Source organism: Labrys sp. E2SS-1L, from assembly GCF_057073705.1.
Map to the genome: position 1 here is coordinate 3,187,344 of NZ_CP172712.1, position 16,623 is coordinate 3,203,966.

The 16,623-nt window shown below is 64.1% G+C and carries 15 protein-coding genes; 6 read left to right on the forward strand and 9 right to left on the reverse strand.

Annotation, left to right across the window (positions count from 1 at the left end):
* Positions 1-213: 213 nt before the first annotated feature.
* Positions 214-1,122 carry a LysR substrate-binding domain-containing protein gene (locus tag ACIGJE_RS14740; protein ID WP_311938840.1) on the reverse strand — a complete coding sequence of 303 codons (909 nt, stop codon included), beginning with the start codon at positions 1,120-1,122 and terminating at the stop codon, positions 214-216.
* Positions 1,123-1,261: 139 nt separating this feature from the next.
* On the opposite strand from ACIGJE_RS14740, the gene ACIGJE_RS14745 reads away from it, so the two are divergent.
* From ACIGJE_RS14745 to ACIGJE_RS14760, 4 genes are all read left to right on the forward strand, one after another.
* Complete coding sequence (locus ACIGJE_RS14745; protein ID WP_394309514.1) at positions 1,262-2,830, forward strand: zinc-binding metallopeptidase family protein; 1,569 nt, start codon at positions 1,262-1,264, stop codon at positions 2,828-2,830.
* 17 nt (positions 2,831-2,847) lie between these two features.
* The gene (locus tag ACIGJE_RS14750) at positions 2,848-3,780 is read left to right on the forward strand and encodes a dimethylarginine dimethylaminohydrolase family protein (protein WP_311938844.1); all 933 of its coding nucleotides are present in this window, start codon (positions 2,848-2,850) and stop codon (positions 3,778-3,780) included.
* Positions 3,781-3,812: 32 nt separating this feature from the next.
* Entirely contained in the window at positions 3,813-5,255 is a 1,443-nt protein-coding gene (locus ACIGJE_RS14755; protein ID WP_415085739.1) for an FAD-binding oxidoreductase, read from the forward strand.
* Positions 5,256-5,572: 317 nt separating this feature from the next.
* A complete protein-coding gene (locus tag ACIGJE_RS14760) occupies positions 5,573-5,875 on the forward strand; it encodes a hypothetical protein (protein ID WP_311938847.1) in 303 nt (100 codons plus the stop codon).
* 116 nt (positions 5,876-5,991) lie between these two features.
* Here ACIGJE_RS14760 and ACIGJE_RS14765 read toward each other — a convergent pair whose 3' ends face one another.
* From ACIGJE_RS14765 to ACIGJE_RS14785, 5 genes are all read right to left on the reverse strand, one after another.
* Entirely contained in the window at positions 5,992-6,831 is an 840-nt protein-coding gene (locus tag ACIGJE_RS14765; RefSeq protein ID WP_415085741.1) for a transglutaminase family protein, read from the reverse strand.
* Positions 6,832-6,838: 7 nt separating this feature from the next.
* Positions 6,839-7,780 carry an alpha-E domain-containing protein gene (locus ACIGJE_RS14770; RefSeq protein WP_311938853.1) on the reverse strand — a complete coding sequence of 314 codons (942 nt, stop codon included), beginning with the start codon at positions 7,778-7,780 and terminating at the stop codon, positions 6,839-6,841.
* A gap of 59 nt (positions 7,781-7,839) precedes the next feature.
* Positions 7,840-9,255: a circularly permuted type 2 ATP-grasp protein gene (locus ACIGJE_RS14775; RefSeq protein WP_311938855.1), complete on the reverse strand. Its 1,416-nt coding sequence runs from the start codon at positions 9,253-9,255 to the stop codon at positions 7,840-7,842.
* A gap of 204 nt (positions 9,256-9,459) precedes the next feature.
* Positions 9,460-10,797: an MFS transporter gene (locus ACIGJE_RS14780; protein ID WP_311938857.1), complete on the reverse strand. Its 1,338-nt coding sequence runs from the start codon at positions 10,795-10,797 to the stop codon at positions 9,460-9,462.
* Between the two features lie 373 nt (positions 10,798-11,170).
* Entirely contained in the window at positions 11,171-12,085 is a 915-nt protein-coding gene (locus tag ACIGJE_RS14785; protein ID WP_415085757.1) for a LysR family transcriptional regulator, read from the reverse strand.
* 115 nt (positions 12,086-12,200) lie between these two features.
* On the opposite strand from ACIGJE_RS14785, the gene ACIGJE_RS14790 reads away from it, so the two are divergent.
* On the forward strand, positions 12,201-13,229 hold the full coding sequence (locus tag ACIGJE_RS14790) for a zinc-dependent alcohol dehydrogenase family protein (protein WP_415085745.1): 1,029 nt from the start codon (positions 12,201-12,203) through the stop codon (positions 13,227-13,229).
* 69 nt (positions 13,230-13,298) lie between these two features.
* Here ACIGJE_RS14790 and ACIGJE_RS14795 read toward each other — a convergent pair whose 3' ends face one another.
* The gene (locus tag ACIGJE_RS14795; RefSeq protein WP_311938862.1) at positions 13,299-13,898 is read right to left on the reverse strand and encodes an NUDIX domain-containing protein; all 600 of its coding nucleotides are present in this window, start codon (positions 13,896-13,898) and stop codon (positions 13,299-13,301) included.
* Between the two features lie 100 nt (positions 13,899-13,998).
* Between ACIGJE_RS14795 and ACIGJE_RS14800 the strand changes: the two genes are divergently transcribed.
* On the forward strand, positions 13,999-14,754 hold the full coding sequence (locus tag ACIGJE_RS14800) for a DeoR/GlpR family DNA-binding transcription regulator (RefSeq protein ID WP_415085748.1): 756 nt from the start codon (positions 13,999-14,001) through the stop codon (positions 14,752-14,754).
* Positions 14,755-14,910: 156 nt separating this feature from the next.
* Here the strand turns inward: ACIGJE_RS14800 and radC are convergent, their stop codons facing one another.
* The gene (radC, locus tag ACIGJE_RS14805; protein WP_311938866.1) at positions 14,911-15,666 is read right to left on the reverse strand and encodes a RadC family protein; all 756 of its coding nucleotides are present in this window, start codon (positions 15,664-15,666) and stop codon (positions 14,911-14,913) included.
* The gene (gene map / locus ACIGJE_RS14810) at positions 15,667-16,497 is read right to left on the reverse strand and encodes a type I methionyl aminopeptidase (RefSeq protein ID WP_415085750.1); all 831 of its coding nucleotides are present in this window, start codon (positions 16,495-16,497) and stop codon (positions 15,667-15,669) included. It abuts the gene before it with no gap.
* Positions 16,498-16,623: the final 126 nt, after the last annotated feature.

Below are 16,623 nucleotides of genomic sequence, written 5' to 3' on the forward strand. Positions count from 1 at the left end.
TCCTCCTAGAGCAAAGCGCATTCAGGGATGAACGCGTTTTGCTCCGATTCCTTGTTTCGACGCGTCTTTGCGGTTCTTGCCGATTTCGTCAAATCGCAAAACGCTTTGGAAAACCGTTTAAAGCCTAAGCGTGATTATCGTTCACGACAATTGAATGTTGTTGCCTCTGGGGAAAAATTTGATTCACCCCAACGGGTAGCCCGCTACAGCCGTTCAGCCATAGTTGGGGCGGTATGTCGGGCTCGTCTGCGCCAAGGCCGACTTCAACCAGTCTGCGAAGGCCCGCGAGACCGCATGGCCGATCTTGGCATGCTCCATCACCAGGAAATAGGAGCGCGGCGACTTGATGGCGAGGTCGAAGGGGCGGATCAACTGGCCGGCCTTCATGGCGGTACGGCAGGTGAGTTCATCTCCCATGGCGATGCCCTGGCCGGCGGTAGCGGCGGCGAAGACGAGATTCATGTCGGAGAAGATCATGCCGCATTCGGCATTGGGATTTTCGACATTGGCAAGGGCCAGCCAGCGCGTCCAATCGTCGAAATCGCCCAGGTGAAGCAGTGGTGCCCTCAATACGTCCGAGGGTTCGTTGAGACCGCCGACCTTGTTGAGCAAAGCCGGGCTGCATAATGGCGTGAACTGGACTTCGCACAGCAACTCGACCGCCCGATTGGGCCAATTGCCGTCGCCGAAGGTGATGAAGAGGTCGACATCGGGGTTGGAGACGTCGTCGAGCCGCCGCGGCGTCACCACGCGCAATGACACGTCCGGATACATTTCCTGGAACTCGGCGATGTGGGTGCATAGCCAAAGCGAGGCAAATCCGGGCGTGCAGCTCACCTGCAGCGTGCCGACGACGCCCTTGTCGCCATATTGCAGCGAGGCATCCCCGATGACGGTGAGGGCCTTGCGCACCTCGTTGGCATAGTGGCGGCCGCGGACGGTCAGCATCACGCCCTTGCCGTTGCGCTCCAGCAGGTCGAAGCCGAGATCGCGCTCGAGCAGGCGCAATTGGTGGCTGACGGCGCTGCGGGTGAGAAAGAGCTCTTCGGCGGCACGCCAGACGCTGCCGTGGCGGGCGAAGCTGTCGAGGGCACGCAGGGCCTGGGTGGAGGGAATGCGCAAGGGAACTCCGGAAATCTCTCACCAGATTTCGGGCAAGATTGCCTAAAGGTGAATGGAATTTGTTCAAACAGGCAAAACATATCACTTTTTGATAGTGATGTTCACCGCTTATCCTCCCCGTCAATCAGGGAGGTAGGAAGTGACCAGTTCAGCTCAGCAAACGGCGCTTGCGCATGTCGATGCCATCGCCGGCGACCTGTCGACCTGGACACGCACGATCTTCGATTTCGGCGAGACGGCCTGGCGCGAATATCAATCCGCCCGCTGGTATGTCGATCTCCTGCGCCGGCACGGTTTTACCGTGGAGGAAGGCTCGGCCGGCATGCCGACCGCCTTCTGCGCGCACTGGACCGGCAAGCCGGGCGGGCCGACCATCGGCATGTATGCCGAATATGACGCGGTGCCCGGCAATTGCCAGGATGCGGCGACCGTCAAGCGCCCGCGGCCGGGCCTCAGCGAGCATGCCGGCGGCCATACCGATCCCCATTCGGCGCTCGGCACCTCCAGCCTGGGCGGGCTGCTCGCCACCAAGCAGGCAATGGAGCGCCACGGCCTTGCCGGCACGCTGCGCTTCACGGGCGAACCGGCCGAGAAGGTGAGGGGCTCCAAGCCCCTCCATGCCGCCAAGGGCTATTATGACGGCCTCGACGGTATGCTCTCCTTCCATCCCTTCTACATGCTGCCGATGTGCAACACGGTGCGCTGGGATACCCATTGCGGCGCCGCCTATTCGATGATCTATCGCTTCGTCTGCGACGAGCCGGAGGCCTGGAACCGGGCCGCCGGCGCGCCGATCCCGCAGTCGCATTCGGCCGTGCGCGCGCCCGGCGCCAATGACGCGCTGATGATGATGTACATGGCCTCCAAGGCCCTGCGCGACTCCATGCTGACCCACCAGGGCGGCTGGTCGATCAGCGAGGCGATCCTGACGGCCGGCCAGGCAACGGCGGACAATCTTCCCGCGGGCCTCGCCGAAATCCAATACATGATGCGCATGCCCACGCTCGACATGGCCGAGCAGGCAACCGCCATGCTCGACCGTAATGCCGAGATGGCGGCGCAGATGACAGGCTGCCGCTATGAACGCCACTGGGTATGCAAGTCGCGCCCGGGCCTGGCCAACCACGCCATCGCCAATGTCGTGTGGGACGCGATGTCGACGGTGGGAGCGCCGCGCTGGGGCGAAGAAGCCTGCCGGCTCGCCCGCGAGATCCAGGTCAATCTCGGCCTGGAACCGATGGAAGAGCCCTTCCTGGCCGAATGCGAACGCCTGATCGCCCCTCAGGAAGCCGAGGCGATCCTGCGGCGGGACCTGCCGCCCTCCCAGCTCAACTCGACGTCGGACGACTATACCGACATGAGCTGGCATGCCCCGACGGCCCGCTTCTATGTGGCCCGGCCGGCTCTCAGGGCGCCGGAGGGCTATACCTATCCGGGCTGGGTGATGAATGCGCTCGGCGGCATGCCGGCCACCATCGATCCGATGGTGACGACGGCCGCCAAGACGATCGCGCTTTCGGCCCTGCGCCTGATCGAGGACGGGGAGGCGCGCGCCGCCGCCCGCCGTGAATTCGAAGAACGTACCGGTGGCGGTATCGGCGGCTCCAGCTGGATTCCGCCGCTGGCCGATTATCCGCCGCCGATCGGCTTTCGCTGGCCCGAATATGTCACCACCACTCGCGGGCGCGAATGGTGGATCCCCACCTGATGAAAAGGGAAACGACCATGAACCGCATCGAACAGATCCATGTCGACGACGCCTTCACCCTGCGCCGCCGCAACCTTGCCGGCGGCACCAAGCCGCTCAAGCATTGGGGCTTTCGCAACGAGACCGACAGGCTGACCGACGTCCTGCTCGGCTCGCCGGCCTATCTGAGGCACATGGCGACCAGCTCCCTGTCGCGCAAGCATCTGCGCGAGGCGCCCTGCAACATCCAGACCGCGCAGGCCCAGCACAAGGAACTGGCTTCGGCCTATGAGCATTTCGGCGTCGACATCCACTGGCTGGAGCCGGAAGTCGAACTGCCGATGCAGGTCTATACGCGCGATTCCAGCGTGATGACCCCCTATGGCGTCGTCATCACCGCCATGGCCAATTGGTGGCGCCGCGGCGAGAACTACGCCGCCATCCGTGCCTATGAGAAGATGGGCATCCCGATCTACGACATGGTGACATCAGGGACCTTCGAGGGCGGTGATTTCAACGTGATCGAGGAAGGCTGCGTGCTGATCGGTTGCGGCGGTGCCCGCACCCAGGAGGAGGGCGCCCGCCAGGTCGCCGAGTGGTTCGAGAAGGAAGGCTGGGAGGTCCGTCTCGCCTTCATCGACGAATATTACGTCCATATCGACCTGATGGTGGTGCCGATCGCCCCGAAGCTGACCGCGGTATGCCTGGCCTGCACCGAGCCCGGCATCGTCGACTGGCTCAAGGCCAAGGGCCACGAGATCATCGACGTGCCGTTCCAGGACACCATGGCACTCGGCTGCAACTTCATGTCGCTGGGCAATGACCGCATCATCGCGCCCACGGCGAGCAAGAGCCTGATCGGTCAGCTCAAGGCCCGTGGATTCGAGGTTGCGGCGGTGGATACCAGCGAGATATCCAAGACGGGCGGCGGCATCCACTGCATGGCGCAGGCCCTGCGCCGCGCGGCTTGAGCGCCCACGGCGAAAGACGATGAGGTAAGGCGATGATCGAGCAGGAAAACGCGCTGCCGGCAGGCTTCCTGTCCGATCTCGCCTCGGCGGTAGGCGCCGCCAACATCCGCACCGGTGCTGCGATCGCCGAGCTCGATCCGGGTGAGGAACCGCACAATCTCGGCGCCTCCGCCGTCGTCTCGCCGGGGACGACCGGGGAGGTGGCCGCCATCGTGGGGCTGTGCGTTCGGCATGGCGTCTCCATGGTGCCGCAGGGCGGACGCACCGGCCTCGTCGGCGGCGGTGTCTCGACGGCGGGACAGATCGTCGTCTCAACCCGCCGCCTCGACAGGATCGAGCGGCTCGTCGCCGATGAGCGCGTCGCCGTGGTGGAAGCCGGCTGCACGCTTCAGGCCCTGCAGGAGGCCGCGCTCGTCCACCGCCTCGAGCCCGGCATCGACCTGCCGGCGCGCGGCTCCGCCACCATCGGTGGCATGATCTCCACCAATGCCGGTGGCATCATGGCCTTCCGCAACGGCGTGATGCGCCATCGCATCCTCGGTCTGGAGGCGGTGCTTCCGGATGGCTCCGTCTATTCCGACCTCACCCGGGTGGTGAAAAATTCGGCGGGTTATGATCTCAAGCACCTGCTGATCGGTGCCGAGGGAACGCTCGGCATCGTCACCAAGGTCGCGATCAAGCTGGACGCCGTACCGCCGGCCCATGCCGTGGCCCTGTTCGGTTTCGACTCCGTGCCCGCCGCCCTGGCCGCCATCCGGCGGGCACTCGACGCACGGGTCGGCGAATTGCGCGCGGCCGAGGCGATGTGGGCCGATTATTTCCGCTATGCCGCCCGCCATTTCGCCTGGTCGGCACCGGATTTCTCCATGGAACACCGGATCTATCTCATCCTCTCCCTCGGCGGCGCCGACGAAGCGGCGCTGCAGGAGGAACTGGCTGCAATCTATGAGGAATTGCTGGAAACCCATCCCGAGACCAGCGCCGTCCTGGCAAGCTCGCTGGCGCAGGAGCAGGCGATCTGGCGGCTGCGCGAGGAATCGGCCGTCATCTATGTCGACTATCCCAATTCACCCAGCTTCGACGTCTCGCTACCCTTGTCGCAAGTGGACGACTATGTGCGCGCCAGCATCGCCGGCCTTGCTGGCGTCTCGCCGGGGCTCGCTCCCTTCGTCTTCGGCCATTTGGGCGATGGCAACCTCCATATCATGCTCAACCGGGCGGAAGACGCGCTGACAGCGGACGACATCGCCGGGGTGGAAGTGGTGCTTTATGGCGGCATCCGCCAGCGCGGCGGCTCGTTTTCGGCCGAGCACGGCGTCGGTTCCAAGCGCATCCATGCCCTCTATGCCACGGCGGATCCGGTCAAGCTCAGCTTGATGCACGCGATCAAGGCGATTATCGACCCGGCGGATCTCATGAATCCCGGCAAGGTGATCGATCCCTCTCGTCTTGCCGACGCGAAGCATTCGGACTGACACCGCCTGTGCAGGCAGATGCCATTGGCGGCGCATACCGGCAGCCTTGCGGCCCTGCCGTCATGCAGTTGTGTGCACTGGTCCGATATAACGCCTACCTCATCCGAATAGGGCATTGCTTCTTTCGTCGAAAGAACCCACTGTCCGAAATCGTCATGTATGGAAGTTGGTTTCAGGTAAAAAAAGCCAGCCCCCTTCTTTCGAAGGAGTTTTTGCTAGACTCCGGGGGCCCAGTATCGGCAAGATCGATCCCGCTACAGACAGGTAGAATGAAAGCCGAGTTTCGTAGCAGACCAACGGGATAGTTGGAGAGACCTATGTTCGTGATCTGGCCTGTCATCGTCGCGATGGTGCTGGGCGTGGTATGCGGGACCTTTGTTCCGGTACTGGCATTCACGATCATTGCCCTGATCGCTTCGATCGGCAGCGCCCTCATCATCTGGATGGCCGGTTTCGGCTTGGGGACCGCTTTGATCGACATGGTGGCCATCGCCATCGCCCTGCAGGTGGGCTATGTCTTCGGCATACTGGTCTTGCTCGCCGTCAGCAAACTGGCTCCGAAATTGCGGCCGGGCCTGGTGCGACGCTACGAGCACGAACACGATTCAAGCCGGCCTTGAGAGACTGCCCAATGCCGATCGTGCGTGTGCCGATCGCGCGCGGCCTGGGCATGGCAGCGGATCATCTGCTCAGCGATATCTGGCGTCAGCGATAGCCGGTGAAGCACCGGGTCTGATCAGCTCTGCGACTGGCGCTGCGCCTGAGGACGCTCGCCTTTTTCACCGATATCGACGGTGACCTCCAGGCTTTCGCCTTCCCCACCGTAATGGGCGCCCCGTACCGGCGCCGCGCCCAGATAATCGAGGCCGACCGCGACGCGGATGTGCTGGACGGTCGGACAGACCGACAGCGCCGGGTCGAAGCCAACCCAGCCCAGACCCTCGACATAGGCCTCTGCCCAGGCATGGCTGGCGCTGCCCTGCTGCGTCGGCGGTTGCCAGAGCAATCCACTGACATAGCGCGAGGGTATGCCGAGCGTCCGGGCGCAGGCGATGAACAGATGGCTGGCGTCCTGCGCGACACCGTTGCCGGCGGCGAATGCCTGCGTCAGGCCCACTGCCGGCTGCTTCGGGTCGCCACTGACCTCGATGCGATCATGAATCGCCTGCATCAAGGCGTGGCAGGCGGCAAGCCCGCCTCCCGCTGTTCCGGCACTCCGGTGGGCGAAGTCCCGGATCGGAGCATCGGCCTGGGTGAGGTCGGTATCACGCAGATAGAGGGCGACGGGGAAACGCTCGATCACGCCGTGCAGCACGCCGGCATTGTCGTGGGTCTCGACCTCGCCCTCCACGCGCACGCGCAGGCTTTCGATGCTGCCGATCGCCGTGAAGGCATGGCTGATATTGCCGAAGGCATCCTCGGACTGGCTCAACCTGACATCCTGGTCCACGTCGATGCGCCAGCGCACCACATGCTGGCCGTCATGCGAGCGCGGGGTCAGCCGCAGGGTCTGGATCACGGATTTGGCCGGCCGCTCGTAGCGATAGACGGTTTCGTGGGCAACGCAGATGCGCATGGGTTCGTCAGATCAGATATTGCTCGGCGATCGCCGTGCTCAGATTGTTGTTGTCGGTGATGAAGTCGGTGATGAAATCATGCAGACCGGATTGAAAGACCTCGTCGATGCTCAGATTCTGCAGGCGCGACTGGGTCACGCGAGCCAGACGCTGGGCGGGACCCTGCCGGCCATAGACCTGAGCGAGCTGGTCGAGATTCCCGTTCAGGTTCTCATAGCATGAAGCAAGCGAACGCGGCATCTGTGTGTTCAGGGTCAGGAGATCGGCGACGAGCCAGGGCTTGAGGCTTTCCTTGTAGACCCAGTGATAGGCGGTAAGGGCGGAGACGGCGCGCAGGATGGCGGTCCACTGGAAATAGTCGAGACTGCCGCCGACGCTTTCCGAGGGCGGCAGCAGCACATGATATTTGACGTCGAGGATGCGGGCCGTGTTGTCGGCACGCTCGAGGAACAGGCCGAGCCGTGCAAAGGCATAGGCGTCGTTGCGCAGCATGGTGCGGTAGGCCGAGCCGTCGAACATCAGGGAGACGCCCTTGACCCAGTCGAGGAAGCGAGAGATTTCCTCGCGGCTCATCCGGGCCGGGTCATAGCGCTTGAGCTGGAGCCAGGCGTCGTTGATGGTCGACCACATCTCCGCCGTGAGGGCGGTGCGCACGCCGCGGGCGTTGGTACGCGCCATCTCGAAGCAATTGCGGATCGAGGAGGGGTTCTCGGCGGAGAAGGCCAGGAACTCGGTGACGGTCCGCTCATTGGCCTCCTCATAGGCGGCGAAGAAGGCGGGGCCGCATCCGGCCGTTTCCACCGCGCTTTCCCATTCCGTGGTCAAGCCGCCATAGGAGGCCGGCAGGGACGACAGGCGGTAGGCGGCATCGAGGATGCGGGCGAGATATTCGGCCCGTTCGACATAGCGGGCCAGCCAGAACAGGTTATCGGCGGTACGCGACAGCATGGCTCAATGTCCGGGCGAGAGGGAACGGGAGAAGGAGGGCGAGCGATGCATGGCTGATATCACCGATCCAGGATCCAGGTATCCTTGGTGCCGCCCCCCTGGCTCGAGTTCACCACCAGAGAGCCTTGCTTCAGTGCCACGCGGGTCAGGCCACCGGGCACGATGCGGACCTTGTCCGAACCGGTGAGGACGAAGGGCCTGAGATCGACATGGCGAGGCGCGATGCCCTCCTCGACATAGCAAGGGCAGGTCGAGAGCGCCAAGGTGGGCTGGGCGATATAGCCGAAGGGATGAGCCTTCAGCTTGGCCCTGAAGTCGGCGATCTCGGCCTTGCTGGCGTGCGGGCCGATCAGCATGCCGTAGCCGCCCGATCCCGAGACCTCCTTGACCACCAGACTTTCGAGATTGTCGAGCACATAGGCCAGCGCCTCGGGCTCGCGGCAGCGATGAGTCGGCACATTCTGCAGGATCGGCTCCTCGCCGAGGAAGAAGCGCACGATGTCGGGCATGTAGGAATAGACGGCCTTGTCGTCGGCGACACCGGTACCGACAGCGTTGGTCAGCGTGACGTTGCCGGCGCGATAGGCGGTCATCAGGCCGGGAACGCCGAGGGCCGAATCCGGGCGGAAGGCGAGGGGATCGAGGAAGTCGTCGTCGATGCGTCGATAGATCACGTCGACCCGGCGAGGCCCTTCCGTAGTGCGCATATAGACGATTTCGTCCCGCACGAAGAGATCACGCCCCTCGACAATCTCGATGCCGAGGCGGTCGGCCAGGAAGGAATGCTCGTAATAGGCCGAATTGTACATGCCCGGCGTCAGCAGCACCACGACCGGATCGCGCGAGGCCGTGCGAGGGGCGATCGAGCGCAGGGTGGCGAGCAGTTCGTCCGTGTAATTCTCGACCGGGGCGATGCGATGGCGCGCCACCACTTCCGGGAACAGGCGCATGGTGACTTCGCGGTTCTCCAGCATGTAGGAGACGCCGGAAGGTGTGCGCGCATTGTCCTCGAGCACATAGAAGGTATCGGCGTCGACGCGCACGATGTCGATGCCGGCAATATGGACATAGACGTCATGGGGCACGCTCTGGCCTGCCATTTCGGGGCGGAAGGCCGGATTGTTGAAGATCAGGTCCTCCGGCACCACGCCGGCGCGCACCACTTCGCGTTTGCCGTAGACGTCCTTGATATACATGTTCAGCGCACGCACGCGCTGTTCGAGGCCGCTTTTGAGCGTGTTCCACTCCTGGGCCGCCAGGATGCGGGGGATGATGTCGAAGGGGATCAGGCGTTCGGCGCCATCCTTGTCGCCATAGACGGCGAAGGTGATGCCGATGCGCCGGAACAAGAGCTCGGCCTCGTTGCGTCGGTGGGTCAGCAATTCCTTGGGGGCCGTGGAGAGCCATTGCGCGAGATCGGCATAGGCGGGACGTATAGCGCCGTCGCTCAGGGTCATCTCGTCGAACGCCGCCATGCAATCCCTCCAGACGTGCAATCTGGCGTTACATTGAGCGAGATCGTGCAAGGCGGCAAGCGATCTGCGTAGATCGATTGGCGAGATCATGGGCAGAATTGCAGATTTGCCTAGTGCGGAGGCATCTTGCCTTCCCTGCTGGCATTGTTTGCCTGAAATGGCGGCTGAGGCTTCGGCCGCAGTCGATGCGTCCGCGGCCTTTGGTCAGCGGGGATTCACGAGCGAAGCCGGCAGGCGCAGGACGGCGAGGCCACCAATCGCAATGAGAACCGCAAGACAATAGAGCGCGAGCGATGAGCTCTGAGTCGCGTCGCGCATCCAGCCAAGGAAATAGGGGGCGAGGAAAGCCGCGACATTGCCCAGCGAACTCACCAAGGCGATGCCGGCCGCCAGGACGGCGGCGGACATCACGGTGGGCGGCAATTGCCAGAACAGGGGCAGGGAGGTGCTGGCACCCATGCCGGCGATCGTCAGGCCAACCATGGCCGATACCGGGTTGCCGGGATCGAAGCCGATGAGCGCGAGGCCGCCGGCTGCCATGAGCAGGGGGATGCAAAGATGCCAGCGGCGCTCCCTGAACCTGTCCGAGGAATGGCCGGTGGCAAGCATGAAGATGCAGCCCGCCAGATAGGGGATGGCGCTGAGGAGCCCGATCGTCATATCGCTGGTGATACCGGCGCCATTGATCAAGGCCGGTGTCCAGAAAGCGATCGTGTTCACGGCAAGCATGACGGCGAAATAAATGCCGACCAATTGCCAGACCCGGGGATCGCGAAGGCATTGGGACAGCGAGACATTCGCCGTCGGCTTCTGTTCGGCGGCGAGGATTGCGGTCAGATGTTCCTTCTGCGGCTGGCTCAGCCAGGAGGCATCGCGCACGGTGTCGGGGAGCGCTGCGTAGACCACCAAGGCCAGCGCGATGACGGGAAGGCCTTCGAGCAGGAACATCCACTGCCAACCGCGCAGGCCGGCGATGTCGTGGAAGCTTTCCAGAATACTGCCCGAAATCGGGCCGCCGAGCAGGCCGGCGGCCGGCACGGCAAGGGCGAAGAGCGCCGTGACCTGGCCGCGCCGGCGCTGCGGAAACCAGCGATTGATGTAGACGAGGACGCCCGGAAAGAAGCCCGCTTCGGCGATGCCGAGAAGGAAGCGCAGACCATAGAACTGCAGGGCGGAGCTGATCAGGAAGGTCGAGGCGGAGAGAATTCCCCAGACGAGCATGATGAGGGTGATGCCACGCCGCGGGCCGAGTTTGTCGAGCATGATGTTGCTCGGCACGCCGAACAGGGCATAGGCCACGAAGAACAGGCCGGCCCCCAGGCCATAGGCGGTGTTGCTGAAGCCGAGATCGGACGTCATCTGCAGCTTGGCAAAGCCGATATTGATGCGGTCGAGATGGGCGAAGACGTAGCAGGCCAGCAGCAGGGGCATGATCCGCCACGCCGTGACCCGATGGATCGCATTGCCGACGGCCTGGATATCCGCGTCGATCGCGAAATCTCGGCCGGCGACATCACCCTGCGAATAGCCCTGATTGGCCACGGCTTCCTCCTGTCGCTCCCGATCTGTCGCCTCGAAGCATGCTTGCCGAGAAGATCGACCTGGATTTCTTGATATTTAATATGTTAATTAAATACTGGATAACCCCATTCGCGCCCGATGGCAAGGGATGGCGTTCTCGCACCTGGAAGGCAGCGAACGGCAGGATTAGCGATCGATCCGGGAAGGCGCGTCTTCAGAGGCCAATGCGGTGCACCTGAGTGTCCTCGTGTTTGCTCGACCTTTGTCATTGCCGGGCTTGACCCGGCAATCCAGCCTGGGTCCCCGCGTTGCGCAGGAGGCTTCTGGATAGCCGGGTCAAGCCTGGCTATGACAATTCGGAACGTTTTCTTCCCGGATGACCCGCATTGCGCCTTCAGAGGCCGACTTCATTGCTCATCAGGCGCGAGAGGTTCGCAGCCAGAATATCGATGGCGGCCCGCACACGCAGCGGCAGCACGGGGGAGCGCGGCCAAAGGGCGTGCACGTCGAAGACCAGGCCGGGATGCTCGGTCAGTACCCGGATCAGCTCGCCCTTGCGCACACGCTCGGCCACCAGCCAGCACGGCATCCAGGCAAGGCCTGCTCCGGCCACCGCGGCATCGGCAACGGCATCGAGGGAGTCGAAGATGAAACGGCTCGGGGGCATGATTTCGACGGCAGGCCCGCCCATCACCGGAAACAGCCATGAGCGGGGTTGGCCCGAGCGCCCGTAGAGAATGGCGTGGTGGTCGGCGAGGGCGGCCAGGGTGAGCGGCGCTCCATGTTCGCGCAGATAGGCAGGGGCGGCGCACACGGTCATGCGCTGCTGGGCGACACGGCGCGTGATCAGGTTCACGTCGGATTCGAGGGCGCCGTTGCGAATGGCGAGGTCGTAGCCGTCCTCGATCAGGTCGACGCGCCTGTCGTTGAAATTGAGCTCGAGTTCGAGAGCCGGATGCTGGGCCGCGAGCTTGAGCAAGAGCGGCGCGACGCAGGCCCGTCCGAACAGAGCCGGCATGGTGACGCGCAGCCGGCCGCCGACGTCGCGCCGGCCGCTGTCGAGCATGGCCTCGCCCTCGCGGATCTCGGCCAATGCCCTCAGGCAGCGCTCATAGAAGACCTGGCCGTCCTCGGTCAACGCCTGGCTGCGCGTCGTGCGATGGAACAGCCGGGCTCCCAGGCGTTCTTCGAGCCGGGCGATCGACTTGCCGACCGCCGAGCGCGACAAATTGAGCCGCTGCGCAGCCGCAGCAAAGCCGCCGGCTTCCACCGCTTCGACGAAGACCGAGACACCGTTGAGACGATCCACCATGGCAAGGGCGATCTTGTAGATAGCTAGGAACCAATGATCGGAAATTATATCGCCACTGGTGCATGAAATTCAACATTACCGTGCCGGCTCCCTGAATTCGATGGAGACGGTCATGACGGAACAGATGAAACGGTGGTCGATGAACGCAATCGGGCGCGATCGGCTCGTGCTCGAGCATGTCGCCAAGCCCCGGCCAGCGGCGGGCGAAGTCCTGGTCAGGGTAGCTGCCGTTTCCCTGAACTACCGCGATAAGCTGGTGATCGAAACCGGCTTCGGCCAGCCCCTGGCTTTTCCCTTCACCCCGGCGTCGGACATGGCGGGTGTCGTCGAGGCCGTCGGGGAGGGAAGCACGCGATTCAAGCCGGGTGACCGGGTGATCTCCACCTTCATTCCCGGCTGGATCGACGGGCTGAACGACGGTACGGCCCGGGTGCCGCCCTATCGCACCTTGGGGGGCATGCGGCCAGGCGTGCTTGCGGACTATGTCGCCTTTCCCGAGGACTGGTTCACTTTCGCGCCCGCCATACTTGATGATGCTGCCGCGAGCACCCTGCCAGTAGCCGGGCTGACCGCCTGGTTCGCGCTGGTGGAGCGCGGAGCTCCCCTGGCCGGCAAGACCGTGCTGGTACAGGGCACCGGCGGCGTCTCGCTGTTCGGGCTGCAGATCGCCAAGGCTGCCGGGGCGAGCGTGATCGTCACCTCCGGCAGCGCCGACAAGCTGGTGCGGGTCCGCGAGCTTGGGGCCGACCATGGCATCGATCGCAGCCGCGAGAACTGGGTGGAGGCCGTCCATCGCCTGACGGGCGATCGCGGTGCCGATCACATCCTCGAAGTCGCCGGGGGCCCCAATCTGGGGCAGTCCGTCCAGGTGGCCGCGATGGGCGGGCGCATTTCCGTCATCGGCGTGCTGGAAGGCGTGGAGGTTTCCGCTCCGGTGGTTCCTCTGATGCTCAAGGGCCTCACGGTCCAGGGCATCGGCGTCGGCCATCGCCGGGCACAGGAGGATCTGGTGCGGGCCGTCGACGCGCTCGGCCTCCGGCCCGTCATCGACAGGCGTTACGGTTTCGCCGAGCTCCCGGCCGCACTCGATCATCTCGACCGCGGTGCCTTCGGCAAGATCGTGATCGAGACGGATCGGTAGCTGGAGCAGCCCGCCTTCGCGCCTGACACTCCAGATCCGGCGCTTCCCGGAGAATACGCAACTGTAGCGTCATGCCGCCGCCGCTGCTCTGCCGAAAAGATGCAGGGCGGCATGATAGAGCAGCATGATGGTCTTGCCGTCGCGGATCTCGCCGCGCGCGATCATCGCCAGCGCCTCGTCGATATCGAGTTCGAGGAGGTCGATGTCCTCGCCTTCCTCAGCCTGGCCGCCGCCTGTGCCGACACGGTCGCCCGGGCTGTAGGGCGCGACGAAGAAATAGAGCTTCTCGGTCACCGAGCCCGGGCTCATATAGGCCTCCATCACGCGCCGGACTTCGCGGATCCGGAAGCCGGTTTCCTCCTCCGTCTCGGCGCGAATGCGCTCCTCCGGTCCGGCATTGTCGAGCAGGCCGGCCGGGGCCTCGATCAGGAGGTCGTCCCAGCCATTGACGAAGGCCGGATAGCGGAACTGTCGCGTCAGGACGACGGTACGCCGCGAAGGATCGTAGAGCAGGATGGTGGCGCCGTTGCCGCGGTCATAGGTTTCCCGGCTCTGCCTTTGCCAGCTTCCATCGCCGCGGCGATAGAGAAACGTGGTTTTCTTCAGCACATACCAATCGTCGGAGAGGAGTTCGACATCCTCCACACGCACCCGATCCGCCACGCTCATGACAGCCTCTTTGCACGAAATATCTTGAATGACCTTGAATGGATTTCAAAATTCGTGCAGTTTCGTGCAAAGTCAAGAGAATTCGTGAGGCGGCAGCATCATGCTCACCAGCGAGCGCAAGGCCTATATTCTCGAGGTCCTTGGCCGGGACGGGCGCGTCGTCGCCAAGGCGGTCAGCCGGGAGCTCGACCTGTCGGAGGACACCATCCGACGGGATCTGCGCGAACTGGCGGGCGAGGGGCTGCTGCAGCGTGTGCATGGCGGTGCCCTGCCGGCGTCGCCGGCCATGGGCGATCTCGTCCAGCGCCGCGAGGTTTCGGTGGCCGGCAAGGTCGCCATCGGCCGGGCGGCCGCGCGCCTCGTGCGCCCGGGACAGGTGGTGATGCTCGACGGCGGTACCACGGCGGTACAGCTCGCCCGCCATCTCGCCCCCGGTCTCAAGGCCATGGTGGTGACCCACAGTCCAAACGTGGCGGTCGAGCTTGCCGGCCATGCCGGCATCGAGGTGGAACTGATCGGAGGCCGGCTGTTCCGCCACTCCATGGTCGCCGTGGGTGCAACCGCTGCCGAGGCGATCGCACGCATCCGGGCCGACATCTATTTCATGGGGGTGACGGGCATCCATGCAGAGATCGGCCTGACCACCGGTGACAGCGAGGAGGCGGCCATCAAGCGGGCGCTGTGCCGGCAGGCCGCGGAAACGGTGGTGCTGGCGTCCCGGGAGAAGATCGGAGCGGCTTCGCCCTTTCAGGTCGCGACGATGGAGGAGATCGACGCGATGCTGGTGGAGGAGGACACGCCTGATCAGGCCGTCGAACCCTTCCGTGCGCTTGGTGTCACCATCATCCGGGTATGATGCTCCGATGCCGGATGGGAATGCCCCAGGCTCCGGGTCGGTCGGGCGAGGGCGTTTCCCAGGAAGTTCGTTGGATTTTCTTGATCAGAGCGATGCGCTGGAACATGGCTTTGGTGCGCATGGCCGTCTCCGGTGAGGATGGTGCCGGGGCACCCTTCAGAACAGGCGCTGCGCCTTCAGGCTGACATGGCCGTCGCGGCCGATGATGATGTGATCATGTACCACGATGCCGAGCGGCCCGGCGACATCGGCGATGGTGCGCGTCATCGAAACGTCCGCCGAGGACGGCGAAGGATCGCCGGAGGGGTGGTTATGGACGAGGATCAGCGCGGTGGCCGAAAGTTCCAGTGCCCGCTTCACCACCTCGCGCGGGTATACGGGCGTATGATTGACCGTGCCCCTCTGCTGCACCTCGTCGGCGATCAGGCCGTTCTTGGTGTCGAGGAAGAGGATGCGGAAGATTTCGCGCTCGGCGAAAGCCATGGTGCTGCGGCAATAGTCGATGAGCGCCGCCGAGGTCGACAGCACCGGCCGCTTGGCGATCCCGCCCTTGGCAAGGCGATGGCCTGCCGCCTCGACGATCTTGAGGTCGCCGGCCACGCCGTCGCTGACGCCGTCGACCTCCTTGAGCCGAGCGATCGGCGCGCCCAGCACTTCCGCCAGCGAGCCGAAGCGGGCGATCAGCGCCTTGGCGAGCGGCTTGACGTCCCGGCGCGGAATGGAACGGAACAATAGGAGTTCGAGGAGTTCATAGTCGGGCAGCCGGCCCTCGGCCTCGGCAAAGCGCTGGCGCAGCCTCTCGCGATGGCCGTGATAGTGCGGCTCCACCGGTTCGCCGGCTGACGGGAACAGGGGTGCTTCGCCCAGGCCGGGAAGTGGGGCGTCCGGCAAAGGCGAGCGCCCCTTCTTCATTCAGGCAGCCTTGGCGTAGGGTGGCTGGTTCAACTCGGCGGGGGAGAGGGTGAAGATCTCGACGCCGGTTTCGGTCACGCCGACGCTGTGCTCGAACTGCGCCGAGAGCGAACGGTCACGCGTGACCGCGGTCCAGCCGTCATTGAGCACCTTCACGTCCGGCCGGCCGAGATTGATCATCGGCTCCACCGTGAAGAACATGCCGGGCTTGAGCACCACGCCTTCGCCGCGCCGGCCGTAATGCAGGATGTTGGGCTCGTCGTGGAACAGGCGGCCGAGGCCGTGGCCGCAGAAATCGCGCACCACCGAGCAGCGCTCGGCTTCGGCATAGCTCTGGATGGCGTAGCCGATATCGCCGGTGGTCGCGCCCGGCTTGATGACGTTGATGCCGCGCATCATCGCCTCATAGGTGACTTCCATCAGCCGCTCGGCCCGGCGAGCGATGTCGCCGGCTGCATACATGCGGCTGGAGTCGCCGTGCCAGCCATCGAGCACCACGGTATAGTCGATGTTGAGGATGACGCCATCCTGGAGAGGCTTGTCGTCCGGGATGCCGTGGCAGACCACATGGTTGAGCGAAATGCAGCTCGACTTGCGATAGCCGCGATAGAACAGGGTGGCCGGGTAGGCCTTGTTGTCCATCGCGAATTCGAACAGCATCCGGTCGAGCTGGTTGGTGGTGATGCCTGGCTTGACCGCGTCCACCATCAGGTCCAGCCCCTGGGCCGCAAGCCTGCCTGCCGCGCGCATGCCGGCAAAGGCCTCCGGACCATGGATCTTGATCTGGCCATTCTTGCGCTGGGGAGACAGTTCTGCGTCGATGAAGCTCATGAAACTACCTGATTAGACATGTAGGATTCTTATGCCATCTGGGGATGCGGACAGGAAAGAGAATTCTGAATATCGCATGGCTGCCTTGTGATCGTCTTGGGATCGCAGGCTTCCAGCCCATAGGCG